Raw genomic sequence first — 14446 nt, forward strand, 5'->3', positions numbered from 1 at the left:
TTACTGCGGGCTCGGGCCTTTGGACTGGCGATAGAGTTGCAGATATCCCGGCGAGAACAGCGCCGCACTCTTGAGCGCATCCAGATCCGGGATCGTGAGCGTCCGCTCTCGCAGGATGATCAGGCCGGCTGCCCTGAGCTCCTGGACCGTGCGGTTGAGGTGGACAACCGAAAGCCCGGTCGCGTCGGCCAGATCCATCTGGGTCACGGGAAAGCTGCACGAATTGCCGTCGGCATGTCCGACCGGCCGGAGCCGCTCGTAGATTTCGCAAAACAGGTGGGCAACCTTCTCCAGCGCCGCGCGCCGCCCGAGATTGATCGCCCATTCCCGCTGAATTGCATTGTTCAGAACGGTCTCGCACATGAACGCTTCGGCAAGCGTGCGCTCGCTTGCCATGAGGGTCTCGAAGTGGGGGCGTTTGATCTCGGCATAGGCAACCGACGTCGCCGTCGAGATCGAATGGTCGATGGCAGGCAAAAGGTAGGCATGCGCGTCGCAGGTCTCGCCGGGCAGGATGAAATTGACGATCTGGCGACGACCGTCCTCGAGCGTCTTGTGCCGGAACAGCCAGCCCGAGAGCACCACCCTGACGCTGTCGATCGGATCGCCTTCAGCGACCAGATCCTCTCCCGGACCGGCCCGGAACAGGCCCTCGGAAATGGCTCGCTCGAGTGCCGCAACAGCGCTTTCCGACAACGGCCGCAACAGGTTGAGGCGGCGAACGACCGCCTGTGCCAATCCTCCTTCGTTGCCTTGGGAGCGCATCAGCCGTCCATTGAAGGCGTGTGAAAGGTTCGTTTGCTCAGGGGAATTGCAATCTGGCACTGAAACCCTGAAGCATTGAAGGACATCGTCGTCTGCCCCTTCAGGTCGAACGCCAGGGTCCGCTCCAGGAGCTCCGCACCAAAGCCTTTCCGCGTCGGCTGAATGACCGGCGGCCCGCCTCGCTCGCGCCAATCGAACAGCAGTCGCGGCGAGTCGGCGGCTTCATCGATGCGCCAGGAGATTTCAAGGCGGCCCAAGGGGTGGCCGAGCGCGCCGTATTTGAGCGCGTTGGTCGCAAGCTCATGGATCGCCAGCGCAAAGGTCTCTGCGGCCTTGGGTTGGAAGCGAACCGCGGGGCCGGACACGCGCATCTGCTCGCCCTCTCGGGCATTATAGGCAAGCAATTCCTCGACGACGAGGTATTCGAGATCGACACCGCCTTCGGGATCGCGCGTCACCAGCGCCTGCGTCCGTGCAAAGGCATTCAGGCGGCCATCGAGATGCGCGGAATACTCCTCAACGGTGGAGCTGGTCTCGGCCGATCGGCGAGCGATCGAACGTACTACGCCGAGTGTGTTGCGGACGCGATGCTGCAACTCGGCAAGCAGCAGCCGCTGCCGCTCCTCCGCGCGCGTGATCGCGGTGACGTCGATGAAGGTGACGACCACGCCGGCGATGAAATTGTCGATGCTGCGATAGGGCAGGATTCGGACGATATAGCGCGTGCCGCTGTCCGGCGCGGGCAGCTCGCGCTCGGCGCTGGCGAGCGTGCGCGCCACGCGACGGACATCGTCGTAGAGCTCTTCGATCGGAATACGGGCCTTGATGTGGGCGATCGGGCGGCCGACATCGGTCTCGACCAGATGCAGGATCTGGGTGATCGCCGGCGTGAAGTTCATCACACGCAGATCGTTGTCCAGGAACACGGTCGCGATCTGCGTGCTTTCGAGGAAATTCTTGAGATCGCTGGTGGCGCGCGTCAACTCCTGTACGCGGTGGGCGAGTTCGCCATTGACCGTGGTCAGCTCTTCATTGACCGACTGCAATTCCTCCCGCGAGGTTTCGAGCTCTTCGTTCGCCGACTGCAGCTCCTCGTTGAGCGACTGATACTCCTCGTTGGAGGATTTCAGCTCCTCGTTGGTGCTTTCAAGCTCTTCGATGGTCGCCTGGAGGCGTTCGCGAGTGGCGCGCAAATCGCTCTCAAGCCGCTCGACATGCTCGGTTCGCACCAGACTGCCCGAACCGCTGTCGCTTGCCTCCAGCCCGCGCGCCGGTCCATCCTTGAACAGCACGACGAAACTGCGGTCTCCGTCCGGGCCATCCTGGATCGGCTCCACGGCGATATCGACGAGCACACGGTGGCCGTTGACGCCGAGCTGGACCTGCTCGGCCTGGGCGGATTCGCCGGTCTCGGCCGCGCGGCTGAGCGCCGTGCGGAGCTCCAGCCTGAGGTCGCGGTGCACGAGCTGGAGCAGGTCGAGCGAGGCTGCACCCGCCGTCGGCTCGATATAGCGGCCGGTGCGACCGGAAAAATGCAGGATCTGGAAGTTGTCGTCCGTGATCACATAGGCCGGGGCGTAGCGCTCGGCGATACGTTGGGCGCGGCGCTCCAGCCCGACGTCGGGGCCGAACGAACGAACCGAGGGCAACTCGACCGGAACGCGGCCCGCGGTGGTCGAGATCGGAAACTCCGGCGGCAGCCGCGTGCCGGTATCCAGCTTCTTGAAGATACGGGCGCGACGATCGACCGGCGCGAACAGTTTCGGATGCCGCGTCACGTTCTCGGAATTGCCGAGAAACAGATAGCGCTCAGGCAGCAGCGCAAAGTGAAACAGCGGGATGACGCGATTCTGCAGCTCGGCGTTGAGATAGATCAGGAGGTTGCGACAGGACACCAGGTCGAGTTTCGAGAACGGCGCGTCCTTGATCACGTTGTGCTGGGAGAAGATGCACATCTCCCTGAGCTCCTTGACCACGCAGTAGGTATCGCCCTCGCGCACGAACCAGCGCGCCAGGCGCTCGGCGCTCATGTCATGCTCGATATTGGTGCGGTAGCGGCCGACACGCGCGGTCGCGAGCGCCCGCCCGTCGATGTCGGTCGCGAAGATCTGGACCTGCGGGGCGGAGTCCAGCGTCGCCATATGCTCCCGCAGCAGGATGCCGATCGAATAGGCCTCTTCGCCGGTGGCGCAACCGAGCACCCAGACGCGAACCTGCTGCCCCATTGCCTTGTTCTCGAAGATCTTCGGGATGATCTGGCTCTCGAGCACCTCGAACTCCCGCTTGTCGCGAAAAAACTCGGTGACGCCGATCAGGAGATCGTTGAAAAGGTTCTGGGCCTCGTCCTTGTCGTTCCGGAGGAAATCGACATAGCTGGCGATCTCCTCGATCTGCACCACCTGCATGCGGCGCTGGACGCGCCGCAGGAAGGTGTTCTGCTTGTAGCCGTGGAAATCGTTGCCGGTCTTGTTGCGCAGAATGTCGGCGATGCGCGACAGCGACGTCGCCGCGGCGGCCAGCACCTCGTCAAAGCCCTGCTTTTCCTCGAGACGACGCAGATGGCGCGCATAGACCTGGATATGCTCCGGAATGTCTTCCGGAGAAAGCACATAATCGGCGATAGCGGCTGGTCCGTTGCTGTCGACGAGATGCTCGGAATCGTCATCGGCCACTTTTTCGGCGATCGCCAGGCCGCCATGGTCCTTCAGGGTGGCCGCTCCCAGCGTACCATCGCCGTCGGTGCCGTTCAGCAGCACGCCAATGGATTGCTCGGCGCGCTCCTCCGCGAGCGATACCAAGAAGCTGTCGATGGTCGCCCGCTCGCCGGGCCCCTGCTCCGCCCTGCGCACGGCAAAACGACCGCCCTGGATCGTGGTGATCATGGCAGCGGGATTGAGATAGATCGTCCCGCCCTCGATTGGCGCCCCATCCCGCGGCTCCGAGAGCCGGGCTCCCTCGGCGCGCTGAATGAGAGCCGCGAGCCGCCCGTCCGAGAACGCCTCGCGGTGCTGAAGCACGAGCACGACGGTCTGGTCGTCCCCAAGAGCAAGCTTTGCGAAGAAGCGCTCGATGCTGTCGATGGCGCCGGCGGAGGCACCAACCCCGATGATCAGCGGCGCCTTGCCCTGGCGCTCCCCATCACCCGGCGCAGTGGCAACTTCATCCATGATGGCCGTTACTCTCGTTCGCGGGATCCAAGCAATTCAGCCGCCAGCAGATACCAGAAAATCAGCCTATCCCAACAGCCAAATGGCGGAAATAGCTTCGTGTTCCGCGTGGAGCTGGGGATCATAGAACAAGGGGAGAGGCTGATCGGCTACCCCGAAAATCGTGGCGGTCAGCGGGCCGGATGTGGCGCGGAATCGATCTCACTTTGGAGGTAGTTGACCCGCTGGACGACCAGGGTGCGGTGCCGCTCCCATTCGACGAGGGTCTGCTTCAATAGCTCGACCAGTCGTTCCGCCTGGCGCGAGTCGTGCCCCCCGGCCCGCAGCTCGCGCACCAGATCCTCCTGGTTGCGAATCCGCAGCCAACCTTCGTTGATGTCGGCATCCGCCTTCACGAGAAGGCGCTGCTCGGCGTGGAGTTGCTCGGTCCGGTCGGCAAGGGAGATGGCCATGTCGCGCCTTACGTCTCTCGCGGGCGGATCGCCGGATCGAACGATTGTAGCACAACCCGCCGGATCATGTCGGCATATTCGCGATATTCGGCGGCGCGCAGATCGTACATCTCGGCGACCGCGGGCCGACCGCTGCGCCTTCCATCGTCCGCCATGCGCTGCACCAACTCGGCGCGCTCTTCGATGATCCGCAGCGCCACACGCAGTGCCTCGTCAACCTCTCCCTCCTGCTCCTTGGCGAGCGCGTCGGCGGTATAGGCATGGCCCACCTGACAGCGAAAGCGCATGGGCTTGCCACCTTTCAACAGGGATAGAACCCCGCCGCAGCTCGGACAGGTCAGTGCTGCAGGATCCGCAATCTTGGTGAGACTTTCTGCCCCGATTCTTTCGCCGGCCGCGATTTCGACCTCCAGGCGGATGTCGGGAGCCACCGGCACCGCGGTCCCCGGCGGCTCCTGCGCGAGATCGGACAGGACATCACCTAGTCTTGCAGCCGGAACGCAGAGATCGGCGATGGTCGCCCCCAGCGCGCGTTGCGGCATTTCCGGCGAAATCGCGTCGGCGGGGTCCTGGATCAGCGCCATTCCGCCGCAGCGTTTGATGGCATGGAGCCCGGCAGCGCCGTCCGAGAGCAGGCCGCTGAGGACAATCCCGATGACGCGGGGACCGTGGTGCACGGCCGCAGAGCGGAACAGGGCGTCGATCGCCGGACGGACCATGTTCTCGCGCGGACCACGCCCAAGCTGGATGTGCGTTCCCGATAGCAGAAGGTGGTAGTCGGGTGCAGCCAGATAGACATGGCCGCGCTCGAAGGTCATCCCGTCGACCGCCTGATGAACCGGCAGCCTCCCCGCAGCGGCGGCCACGGTCGACAGGATGCCGATGCCCTGCGCCGGAATGTGCAGCACGATGAAGATGGCGGCCGGCAATTCGCGCGGAAGCCCGGCCAGGATCTGCTTCAACGGGGCGGTGGCGCCAGCCGAGCCCCCAATGACAATGATGTCGCGGTTGCTCATCGGGAACCCGCCATCTCCTGCTTCGTTTGCACCAAGGCGGCCCTTGGCCGTATGTTCCAATCTCTTTCGAGCCAGCGGAGGAAACCTGCCGATGATGCCAACGTCGTCGCATGAGCGCGGGTCGCTGTCGGGACGCCGAGTCCTCGTCGTCGAGGACGAATATTACCTCGCTGACGATATCGGCCGTGCCCTGCGATCGGCCGGCGCCGACGTCGCCGGACCGGTCGGCGAACTGGAGGATGCGCTGCGCATCCTCCACGACGGCTCGATCGTCGACGGGGCTGTGCTCGACGTGAACCTTCGCAGCGAGATGGTTTATCCCATTGCGCAAGAGCTCAGGACACGCCAGGTGCCGTTCGTGTTCACGACAGGCTACGACCCGGTGAGCATCGCACCTCAATTCCAGGACGTGGCGCTCTGGGAAAAGCCGATCGACATCGCGTCAATGATCCGCGGACTCGGCGGACTGATCGGCTCGCGCCGGATGTCGTAGTGCGGTTCGACGGCCCCTCTCGACTTGCGACAGCCAAATTGAAGCGCAGGAAATTCCGAGCCGGCTAGAGCAGCCTGCTCCAGGTCAGCCACGCTGCGACCACGACGCAGATGAAGACGGCGAGATATGGCAGGAAGACGCGCAGGACCGGAGTCGCTCTGGCCACTAGCTCAACATCATCCATATCATCGCCCCGAGCATAATGAGAAAGCCCGTGATCGCCGTCCCGACGAAAACCTTTTCGACGCGATCCATTGCCGTCGTAGCCCCGTTCCCGCAACGATTTTGGAGAGTCTGGATGCGTTCCGCATTAGGCTATGTGAATCGGCAAGACATAACGCCGACCTGCGCTGCGCGATCAAGCCTCGTCGAGAAGTTCCAGCAGCTCCTCGACCCGCTCGAACGGGGCATCGCGCATCGGGCTGTGATAGACGACGCGATCGCCGTCGCGCTGCAGCGATTTGCCCTTGGACTTGCGCAGTCGTCCCGGCAGGAACGTCGCGGCCACCGCGCTTTGCCCGACGTCGAGGCGAATGATGCCTCGGCGCTTGCAGTCCAGCCGCAGCCGCGCCGCTGCAAAGAAATCGCGGGCGGCCTGCGGCAAGGGTCCGAAGCGGCGCGAGGTTTCCTCTTCGAGATCGTCGAGATCGTCCTCGCTGGCGCAGCGCGCGGCGCGGGCATAGAGTTCGAGCCGCACCGGCGCCGATTGCACGTAGCTCGGAGGCAGCATATCCGCGATCGGCAGGTTGAGATCGGGCACCCACACCACGGACATGCCGTCGTCGACCTTCTCCGAGGCCATCTTCAGAAGGTGGCTGTAAAGCACCGGGCCGAACACCTGGACGTGGCCGGACTGCTGCTCCGAGAACAGGTCGCCCGCGCCGCGCAGATCAAGGTCGCGCTCGCTGATGGCAAAGCCGGCGCCCGGACGGCTGAACTCCTCCAGCACCGCGAGCCGCTTTTCTGATTGCCCCGAGGCCGACTCGGTCAGGAGATAGGCGAAGGCGCGGATGCCGCCGCGCCCCACACGTCCGCGCAGCTGGTGCAGCTGGGCCAGACCGAAATTCTCCGGCCAGCACACCACGATGGTGTTGGCCCGCGGGATGTCGAGACCGCTCTCGACGATGTTGGTGGCCAGCAGCACGTCGGCCTTGCCCTCGACGAAGGTCATCATGCGCTCGTCGATCTCGTCGGCCGGCAGTTTGCCGTGCAGGCAGACGATCTTCAGATCGGGCGCGACCGCCTGCACCCGGGCCAGCATCGGCTCCAGATCCTGGATGCGCGGGCAGATCAAGAAGCTCTGCCCGTGCCGCCGCTGCTCGCGCAGCAACGCCGAGGCGATGGCAGCATCCGACAGCGGCGCGATCTTGGTCGCGACCGGCAAGCGATGCACCGGCGGCGAGGCAATGACGCTGAGGTCCCTGAAACCGGCAAGGCCGGCCGCGAGCGTGCGCGGGATCGGCGTCGCGCTCATCCAGAGCGTATGGGCGTTCCTGGCCAGCCCCGACAACTTTGCCTTCTCGGCAGCGCCGAAATGCTGCTCCTCGTCGATGATGACGAGGCCGAGATCATCGAACTTCACGTCCTTCGACGTCAGCGCCTGCGTGCCGACCACGACCTTGATCCGGCCGCTGCGCAGGCCCTCCCTGGTCTCCCTGACCTCCGCGCCCGAGGTGGCGCGCGACAGGCTGCCGACTTCGATATCAACAGGCGCAAAGCGCTTGCGGAAGGTCGCAACGTGCTGCCGCGCGAGCACGGTGGTCGGCACCGCGATCGCGACCTGCTTGCCCGAGAGCACCACGGCCGCCGCCGCGCGCAGCGCCACCTCGGTCTTGCCGAAGCCGACGTCGCCGCAGATCACGCGGTCCATGGGATGGCCGGAGGCGAGGTCGTCCAGCACGTCGTGGATCGCCTTGGCCTGATCGATGGTGGTGAAGTAGGGAAAGCGCGCGACGAATTTTTCGTAAGGCGCCCCCGGCGGCACCAGCTTTGCCGCCTTGCGTCGCTTGCGCTGGCTGATGTGCTTGGCAAGCACCTTGCCGGCGGCCTGGATCTCCTGCTCGGCCGCGCTGCGGCGCGCCCACCATGTGCTGCCGTCGGCCTTGTCGAGCGCGAGCTTGCCGCGCTCGGTGGAATACGGCCACATCAGCGCCAGATCGGGCGGCGGCACCAGGACCGCGTTATCGCCGGCGAAGGACAAGCGGACCATCTCGCGCATGGCGCCGCCGCCGGTGTTGACGGTCTGCAAGCCGTCGAGCACGCCGATGCCGCGCTGGAGATGCACGACCACCGTGCCCTGCTCCGGCACGTCAGCATGATCGAACGCCGCGCTCCAGCTTCGCGCCATCGGTTGCGGATGATGCGCGCGGCTGCCGAGCACGTCGGTCGCGGTCAGAACCACGGCAGGCTTCTTGCCCGGCATGACGAAGCCGCCATCGAGATCGGCGAGCAGCGCCACGTCGCGATGGCGCGCGCCCTCGGCCTCCGCCCAATCGGCGATGCGCTCCGTCTTGACACCGCTCATCCGCTCCATCACGCGCAGATCCTCCTCTTGCGCGGCGACGAAGATGAAGCGCGAGCCGGCGCGCCTGGTCTCTTCGACGTAGGCGCGCAGGGCTTTCCTGGCGGACGACAGCTTTGAGAATTCCGGCGTCGGCTGGAACGGAGAGGTGCGCGGCAGCACCTTCGTGCCGCGGGTCGCCTGCTTCCAGTCGCTTCGCCCGAGATATTCGCGCTCCCTGTCAGCGCGGCCTGCGGCCTCCTCGATCGTGCTCAGCCAGGCACCGGCATGATCAGGCACGCCGGCATCCGCGATCCACCTGGCCTTGCCGCAATAGTCGAACAGCGTCGCACGCCTGGCGCGCGCGCCTGACAGGGCCGTTCGTTCCGACATGGGATCGATGAGAAGCTCTTTTGTCTCGAAGATGATGTCGTGCTGTTGCGGGTCGAACGCCACGATCCGCTTGATGGTGCGCCCGGAATGCTCCACCCGGAACGGCCCCAGCGCGCCAGCGGGAAATATCTCGAAGGTCTGGCCGTGAAACAGCGCGCCGCCCGGATAATCCGGCTCGTCGTCGAGATCGTAGCCCAGCTCTTCCAGGCGGGCGCGAAGCTCGCTCTCGGAGAAGGGGCCGCCGACCTTCAAGCTGAGGTTCAGACGCAACAGGCTCGCCGGCGGCGGCAGGCGCTCCATCACGGCTTCAGCCGTGGAGATGAGAAAGATCGGCTGTTTGGCTTTCGCCAGGCGCCGCAACACCGAGGCTCTGCGGCCCGCGATCTCGCGCGATGGTTCCAACTGATCGAACGGCAGGGTGTTCAGCCGCGGAAACACCAGCACCTCGCAAGTCGGGTCCAGCGCGTGAATGACGCTGCCAAGCCGCTCGGCCCTGTTCTCGCTCTCGGCGAGGAACACAAGACCGCTGCGGCCAGATTCTTTCCACTGCGCCAGCAGATGCAGCGCCATCATGCCCAGCGGCGACGACGAGGAGATCGTGGCGCGCTGCGCGCCCTTGCTCGGCTTCGGCGAAGCCTTGCCTGGCGGGCGCCTGCTTGTCGGGCTGTTTGCGAGCGCGCGCTTTCTGGGCGAAGTCTTGACTGCCGCTTTCTTGATTGCCGCGTTCTTGGCGGGCCGCAATGTCTTGGAATGACGCACGTGAATCCGTTTCTCGTCTTAGGCAGTCGTCTTAGGCAGTCGTCTTAGGCAGTCGTCTTGGGTCGTCGTCTTGGGCAGTCGTCTTGGGCAGTCGTCAATGCCAGGCGCCACCGAGCTCATGATGATTCGGTTGCGAATGGTCATGCATATGGGATGGGGCGCACGAACATGCGCCTCTCCGAAAAACCTCGTGCGACGCAGAGGTCGCCGGCCAACGCACAATGCGCGAGGATGAGCCGCCAGTCGTCTAGCAGACGCGCCGGCCTATTTCCACTCCTGTGATCACGTCGCGGCTAAATGATGCCGCTCTGCCGCAGCGCTGCGATCGCGGCCTTGTCGTAGCCCAGTTCCGCCAGCACGGAATCAGTGTGCTCGCCGAGCGTCGGCGGGCGCGATGCGATCTGGCCGGGCGTTTCGGACAGTCGGATCGCGGCGCGCGCGACCGGGGCCTGCTTCGGCAAGCCGGGATAGTCGACGTCCTGCAGGAAGCCGGCGGCGCGAATGTGTGGATGATCCAGCGCCTGTTGCGGGCTCAGCACCGGCCCGGTCGGGATCATCGCCTTGCCGAGTGCGTCGACCGCCTCCTGTGTGGTGCGCATCGCGCACCAGCGCGCCATCCGCTCGCTGATGACACGGCCGTTGTTGCCGCGGCTGATATCGTCGGCAAAGCGCGGATCATTCAGCCAAAGCTCCTCCTCGCCCATCAGCTTGGCCCAGCGCTTGAACAGCGGATGGCCCGTGACCTGGCACAGCACCCAGCCGTCCCTGGTGCGATAGATATCCGCGGGCGCCGCGGTCTGGCCGAGATTGCCTGTGGGCACGCGGTTGACGTTGATGACCGCCTGCTCGATCAGCGTCGCATTGGTGAAGGACAGAGCGGTCGCCAGCAGCGCGCCCTCGACGATCTGCCCGCGCCCGGATTTGCCGCGCTCGATCAGCGCGGCAAGCGTCCCGAAGGCACAATGCAGTGCCGTGCCGAAATCGACCCAGTTCACCGCGGCGCGATATGGCGGATCGCCCGCGCCGGTCATGTAGACCGAGCCCGACATGACCTGGCCGACGCCATCGAAGCCGACGCGGTCGGACCAGGGACCCGGCCCGCCGAACGCGGTCGCGGTCGTCAGGATGATGTCGGGCTTGATCGCCTTGAGTGAATCATAGTCGAGCTGCATCGCGCGGAGCGTTTGCGGCGGCAGATTGGCGACGACGACGTCAGCCGTCGCGATCAGCTTGCGCATCACCTCCTGCCCCTTCGCCGTCATCGGATCGAGCGTGATGCACTTCTTGTTGCGGTTGACCTGGAGGAACAAGGCACCCTCGCCGCCTTCGCCGACCGGCGCCACGAAGCGGTCCTCGCTGCCGTCGCGCTTCTCGACCCTGATGACCTCGGCGCCGAACTCGGCCAGCAATGTCGCGCAATAGGGACCCGCGATATAGCGCCCGAAATCGAGGACGCGCACGCCTTCCAGAACTCCCCCCATCGTCCTCGTTCCTTATCTCTTTCCAGCCAGATTACAGGGAATGGGTGCCGCGGCAAGATGGCAGCTCACACCCTGCCTTGCTCGCAAGATGTGATGGGGCAAGTGTTTCGGCTGGCGGAAATTCTGCTCTAGTATGGAGCAGCAGTCCCTCCAGCCGGAAGCACGATAGCCATGCCGCAGCAATTCGACCGATCCGCAGAAGATCTCGGCAACGCCATTCATCTCGAGCACGTCAACATCACGGTTCCGGATCAGCGCCTCGCCACGCTGTTCTACGTCACCGGCCTCGGGCTGACCCGCGATCCCTATCTGATGGTCTCGGACACCAACATGTGGATCAATGCCGGACGCAGCCAGTTTCATCTGCCCAGCGGCAAGGCGCAGGTGCTGCGCGGCCATACCGGGCTCGTCATCGAGGGACGCGAGGCGCTGCTGGCGCGACTGGCCTCGATCAAGGGCAAGCTCGAAGGCACCGCCTTCAGCTACGCCGAGCACAATGATTATGTCGAGGCGACCTGCCCCTGGGGCAATCGCATTCGCGTCCATGAACCCGATGCGGCCCGCTTCGGGCGCATCACGCTCGGCATTCCCTATGTCTCGTTCGATGTGCCGGTGGGATCGGCGCAGGCGATCTGCGCCTTCTATCCTGAGGTCATGGGCATGCCCGCGGGCTTGCGCAACGGTGACGGAAAGGTCGCCGCGGTGAAGACCGGCCGCGACCAGCATCTCTTGTTCCGCGAGACCGACCGGCCGCAGCCGGGCTATGACGGCCACCACGTGCAGATCTACATCACCGATTTCTCGGGCCCCTATCGCAAGCTGCTGGCGCGCGATTTGATCTCGCGCGAGGACAATCAGTATCAGTACCGCTTCTGCGACATCGTCGATCTCGACAGCGGCAAGCCCCTCTTCACCGTCGAGCACGAGGTGCGCAGCGCGACGCACCCGATGTTCATGCGGCCGCTGGTCAATCGCAATCCCGCCGTCAACAACCGCAACTACGCGCACAGTCACGACCAGACGTCGTGGGCGATGGGACCGGATCAATACGAGGGGTAGCGAGCACCCGGCGGGGGGCTGGGAGGGATCGAACCAGGTTTCGCCGGCCGTGCATTTCGTGCAATTCACGCAGTCGGTGTTGTGCCGGGGCGCCGGCATCGACCAGGTCTGGCCGCATCTCGCCGCGATTGTCGCGCTTGGCGCAATCTTCCTGGCGGCCGCACTTGCCCGTTTCCGCCGGATGCTGGCACGGGTGCAGTAGTGCTCGGGAGCTGGCTGGGGCGGGAGGGATCGAACCTCCGAATGGCGGAATCAAAATCCGCTGCCTTACCGCTTGGCTACGCCCCATCAGGTGACCACGGGAAGGGCGGGCGAGCTGGCACCCGCAGATTCCCTTCGGTCGCAGCCGGTCTATAGGGTGCGGCGCGGCATTTCAACCGCCTGGAGGGGCAAAATACCACCGCCCGGGGCGCGGGCGCGCCACACCTTAATATAGGCGGGGGCGAAGCCCCGATGCGGTCCCGTATCGCACCCATTGAGGCCTCAGCCATTTCATGGGAATACGGCGGCAAACCTGTCCACGGGGAGTTTGCCATGACCTACCGCGCGCCGATTTCTGACATGCTGCTGTCGCTCAACCATGGCGCCGGCCTCAAGGCCGCCGTGGAGGCCGGCCATTACGGCGATTTCGACGCCGACATTGCCGCCGCCGTGCTGGAAGAGGCCGGCAAATTCGCAACCGACGTGCTGGCGCCGCTGAACAAGGTCGGCGACGAGCATGGCATCAAGCTCGATGCCGGCAAGGTGACGACCGCGCCGGGCTGGCCGGACGCCTACAAGCGCTGGATCGACGGCGGCTGGAACGCGGTCTCGGGCTCCGAGGACTTTGGTGGCCAGGGCCTGCCGCTGGCGATCAACGCCGCCTGCACCGAGATCTGGAGCGCGTCGAATATTGCCTTCGGCCTCTGCCCGCTGCTGACGGCCTCGGCGATCGAGGCGCTGGAGGCGCATGGCAGCGAGGAGCTGAAGAAAATCTATCTGGAAAAGCTCGTCACCGGCGAATGGACCGGCACGATGCAGCTGACCGAGGCGCAGGCCGGCTCCGACGTCGGTGCGCTGCGCACCCGTGCCGAAAAGCAGGCCGACGGCACCTATCGCATCAAGGGGACGAAGATCTTCATCACCTATGGCGAGCACGACATGACCGACAACATCGTGCATTTCGTGCTGGCGCGCCTGCCCGATGCCCCCGCGGGCACCAAGGGCATTTCGCTGTTCCTGGTGCCGAAATTCATGGTCAATGAAGACGGCTCGCTCGGCGCACGCAATGACATCTTTGCCTCGGGCGTCGAGCACAAGCTCGGCATGCACGCCTCCCCCACCTGCACCATGACCATGGGCGACCATGGCGGCGCCATCGGATTTTTGATCGGCGAAGAGAACCAGGGCATGCGCTGCATGTTCACGATGATGAACCAGGCCCGTCTCGGCGTCGGCCTGGAAGGCGTCGGCATCGCCGATCGCGCCTATCAGCAGGCGCTCGCCTATGCGCAGGAGCGCAAGCAGGGCCGCGCCGTCGGCAAAAAGGGCGACGGGTCGGATGCGATCTTCGTGCACCCCGACGTCAAGCGCATGCTGATGCGGATGCGGGCGCAGACCGCGGCCGCGCGCACGATCTGCTATGCGACAGCGGTCGCGCTCGACGTGTCCATGCGCGCCAGGGATCCGAAGGTCCGCGCCGATTCGGCCGCACGCGCGGCGCTGCTGACGCCGATGGCGAAGGGCTATTCGACCGACATCGGCAACGAGGTTGCCTATCTCGGCGTGCAGATCCATGGCGGCATGGGCTTCATCGAGGAGACCGGCGCCGCGCAGCATTATCGCGATGCCCGCATCACCACGATCTATGAAGGCACCAACGGCATCCAGGCGATCGACCTCGTGACGCGCAAGCTTGCCACCAATGGCGGCGCGGCGGTGTGGGCGCTGATTGAGGAGCTCTCGGCCACGGTCAAACAGGTCGAGGCCTCCAACGATCCCGCCTTCGGCACCACCGGCGTAAAGCTGCGCGAGGCGCTGGAGGCCTTGAGGCGCAGCAGCAAGTGGCTGCTCGAACGCGTCACGTCGGCGCCGAACGAGGCGCTCGCCGGTGCGACGCCCTATCTGCAGCAGTTCGGCTCAACGCTCGGCGGCTGCCTGCTCGCCTCCGAGGCGCTCGCGGCGAAGGCCGACGGCAACACCGAGGCGGCGCGCTACGTCTCGCTCGCGCGTTTCTTCGCCGAGAACATCACCGTGCAGGCGGGCGCGCTCGAGCGCACCGTGACGGAAAGCGCGGACTCGGTCGCGGCGGCGGATGCGGTGCTGTTGGGGTAAGCTGCTTGCCGCGAGCGTCGGTGCGTAGGGCGGGTTAGCCCTGCGACC

General features: G+C 65.2%; 11 protein-coding genes and 1 tRNA gene. 5 read left to right on the forward strand and 7 right to left on the reverse strand.

Annotated features, from left to right (window positions below):
• From ACNJX9_RS29140 to ACNJX9_RS29155, 4 genes are all read right to left on the reverse strand, one after another.
• Nucleotides 1-765, reverse strand: a complete 765-nt coding sequence (locus ACNJX9_RS29140) for a Crp/Fnr family transcriptional regulator (RefSeq protein WP_439405438.1) — start codon at nt 763-765, stop codon at nt 1-3.
• Nucleotides 765-3932: a CheR family methyltransferase gene (locus tag ACNJX9_RS29145; protein WP_439405439.1), complete on the reverse strand. Its 3168-nt coding sequence runs from the start codon at nt 3930-3932 to the stop codon at nt 765-767. The genes ACNJX9_RS29140 and ACNJX9_RS29145 overlap by 1 nt, the downstream gene beginning before the upstream one ends.
• 170 nt (nt 3933-4102) lie before the next feature.
• Nucleotides 4103-4384 carry a hypothetical protein gene (locus ACNJX9_RS29150; protein ID WP_439405441.1) on the reverse strand — a complete coding sequence of 94 codons (282 nt, stop codon included), beginning with the start codon at nt 4382-4384 and terminating at the stop codon, nt 4103-4105.
• Between the two features lie 8 nt (nt 4385-4392).
• Nucleotides 4393-5400, reverse strand: coding sequence for a chemotaxis protein CheB (locus ACNJX9_RS29155; protein ID WP_439405442.1), 1008 nt, complete (start codon nt 5398-5400; stop codon nt 4393-4395).
• A 91-nt stretch (nt 5401-5491) separates the two neighbouring features.
• On the opposite strand from ACNJX9_RS29155, the gene ACNJX9_RS29160 reads away from it, so the two are divergent.
• Nucleotides 5492-5893: a response regulator gene (locus ACNJX9_RS29160; protein WP_439405443.1), complete on the forward strand. Its 402-nt coding sequence runs from the start codon at nt 5492-5494 to the stop codon at nt 5891-5893.
• Nucleotides 5894-6251: 358 nt separating this feature from the next.
• Here ACNJX9_RS29160 and ACNJX9_RS29165 read toward each other — a convergent pair whose 3' ends face one another.
• Nucleotides 6252-9359 carry a DEAD/DEAH box helicase gene (locus ACNJX9_RS29165; RefSeq protein WP_439405444.1) on the reverse strand — a complete coding sequence of 1036 codons (3108 nt, stop codon included), beginning with the start codon at nt 9357-9359 and terminating at the stop codon, nt 6252-6254.
• On the opposite strand from ACNJX9_RS29165, the gene ACNJX9_RS29170 reads away from it, so the two are divergent.
• On the forward strand, nt 9358-9540 hold the full coding sequence (locus tag ACNJX9_RS29170) for a hypothetical protein (protein WP_057753526.1): 183 nt from the start codon (nt 9358-9360) through the stop codon (nt 9538-9540). The two genes, ACNJX9_RS29165 and ACNJX9_RS29170, sit on opposite strands and share 2 nt — an antisense overlap.
• A gap of 298 nt (nt 9541-9838) precedes the next feature.
• On the opposite strand, the gene ACNJX9_RS29175 is transcribed toward ACNJX9_RS29170, so the two are convergent.
• Entirely contained in the window at nt 9839-11026 is a 1188-nt protein-coding gene (locus ACNJX9_RS29175; protein ID WP_057753529.1) for a CaiB/BaiF CoA transferase family protein, read from the reverse strand.
• A 171-nt stretch (nt 11027-11197) separates the two neighbouring features.
• On the opposite strand from ACNJX9_RS29175, the gene ACNJX9_RS29180 reads away from it, so the two are divergent.
• Nucleotides 11198-12085: a VOC family protein gene (locus ACNJX9_RS29180; RefSeq protein ID WP_057753532.1), complete on the forward strand. Its 888-nt coding sequence runs from the start codon at nt 11198-11200 to the stop codon at nt 12083-12085.
• A gap of 49 nt (nt 12086-12134) precedes the next feature.
• Nucleotides 12135-12287 (forward strand): hypothetical protein, encoded by a 153-nt coding sequence (locus tag ACNJX9_RS29185; protein WP_439405445.1) that lies wholly within the window; start codon nt 12135-12137, stop codon nt 12285-12287.
• Between the two features lie 11 nt (nt 12288-12298).
• On the opposite strand, the gene ACNJX9_RS29190 is transcribed toward ACNJX9_RS29185, so the two are convergent.
• Nucleotides 12299-12373, reverse strand: a tRNA-Gln gene (locus ACNJX9_RS29190).
• Nucleotides 12374-12619: 246 nt separating this feature from the next.
• Between ACNJX9_RS29190 and ACNJX9_RS29195 the strand changes: the two genes are divergently transcribed.
• Nucleotides 12620-14398, forward strand: a complete 1779-nt coding sequence (locus ACNJX9_RS29195) for an acyl-CoA dehydrogenase (RefSeq protein WP_439405446.1) — start codon at nt 12620-12622, stop codon at nt 14396-14398.
• Nucleotides 14399-14446: the final 48 nt, after the last annotated feature.

Origin of the sequence: Bradyrhizobium sp. BLXBL-03, from assembly GCF_051853015.1 — a bacterium.
GTDB classification, from domain to species: Bacteria; Pseudomonadota; Alphaproteobacteria; order Rhizobiales; family Xanthobacteraceae; genus Bradyrhizobium; species Bradyrhizobium manausense.

What these genes read in the sequence shown, in the direction of transcription:
- ACNJX9_RS29140 (WP_439405438.1), bottom strand. Translation starts at nt 765, where the DNA reads ATGCGCTCCCAAGGCAACGAAGGAGGATTGGCACAGGCGGTCGTTCGC.
- ACNJX9_RS29145 (WP_439405439.1), bottom strand. Translation starts at nt 3,932, where the DNA reads ATGGATGAAGTTGCCACTGCGCCGGGTGATGGGGAGCGCCAGGGCAAG.
- ACNJX9_RS29150 (WP_439405441.1), bottom strand. Translation starts at nt 4,384, where the DNA reads ATGGCCATCTCCCTTGCCGACCGGACCGAGCAACTCCACGCCGAGCAG.
- ACNJX9_RS29155 (WP_439405442.1), bottom strand. Translation starts at nt 5,400, where the DNA reads ATGAGCAACCGCGACATCATTGTCATTGGGGGCTCGGCTGGCGCCACC.
- ACNJX9_RS29160 (WP_439405443.1), top strand. Translation starts at nt 5,492, where the DNA reads ATGATGCCAACGTCGTCGCATGAGCGCGGGTCGCTGTCGGGACGCCGA.
- ACNJX9_RS29170 (WP_057753526.1), top strand. Translation starts at nt 9,358, where the DNA reads ATGCCCAGCGGCGACGACGAGGAGATCGTGGCGCGCTGCGCGCCCTTG.
- ACNJX9_RS29165 (WP_439405444.1), bottom strand. Translation starts at nt 9,359, where the DNA reads ATGATGGCGCTGCATCTGCTGGCGCAGTGGAAAGAATCTGGCCGCAGC.
- ACNJX9_RS29175 (WP_057753529.1), bottom strand. Translation starts at nt 11,026, where the DNA reads ATGGGGGGAGTTCTGGAAGGCGTGCGCGTCCTCGATTTCGGGCGCTAT.
- ACNJX9_RS29180 (WP_057753532.1), top strand. Translation starts at nt 11,198, where the DNA reads ATGCCGCAGCAATTCGACCGATCCGCAGAAGATCTCGGCAACGCCATT.
- ACNJX9_RS29195 (WP_439405446.1), top strand. Translation starts at nt 12,620, where the DNA reads ATGACCTACCGCGCGCCGATTTCTGACATGCTGCTGTCGCTCAACCAT.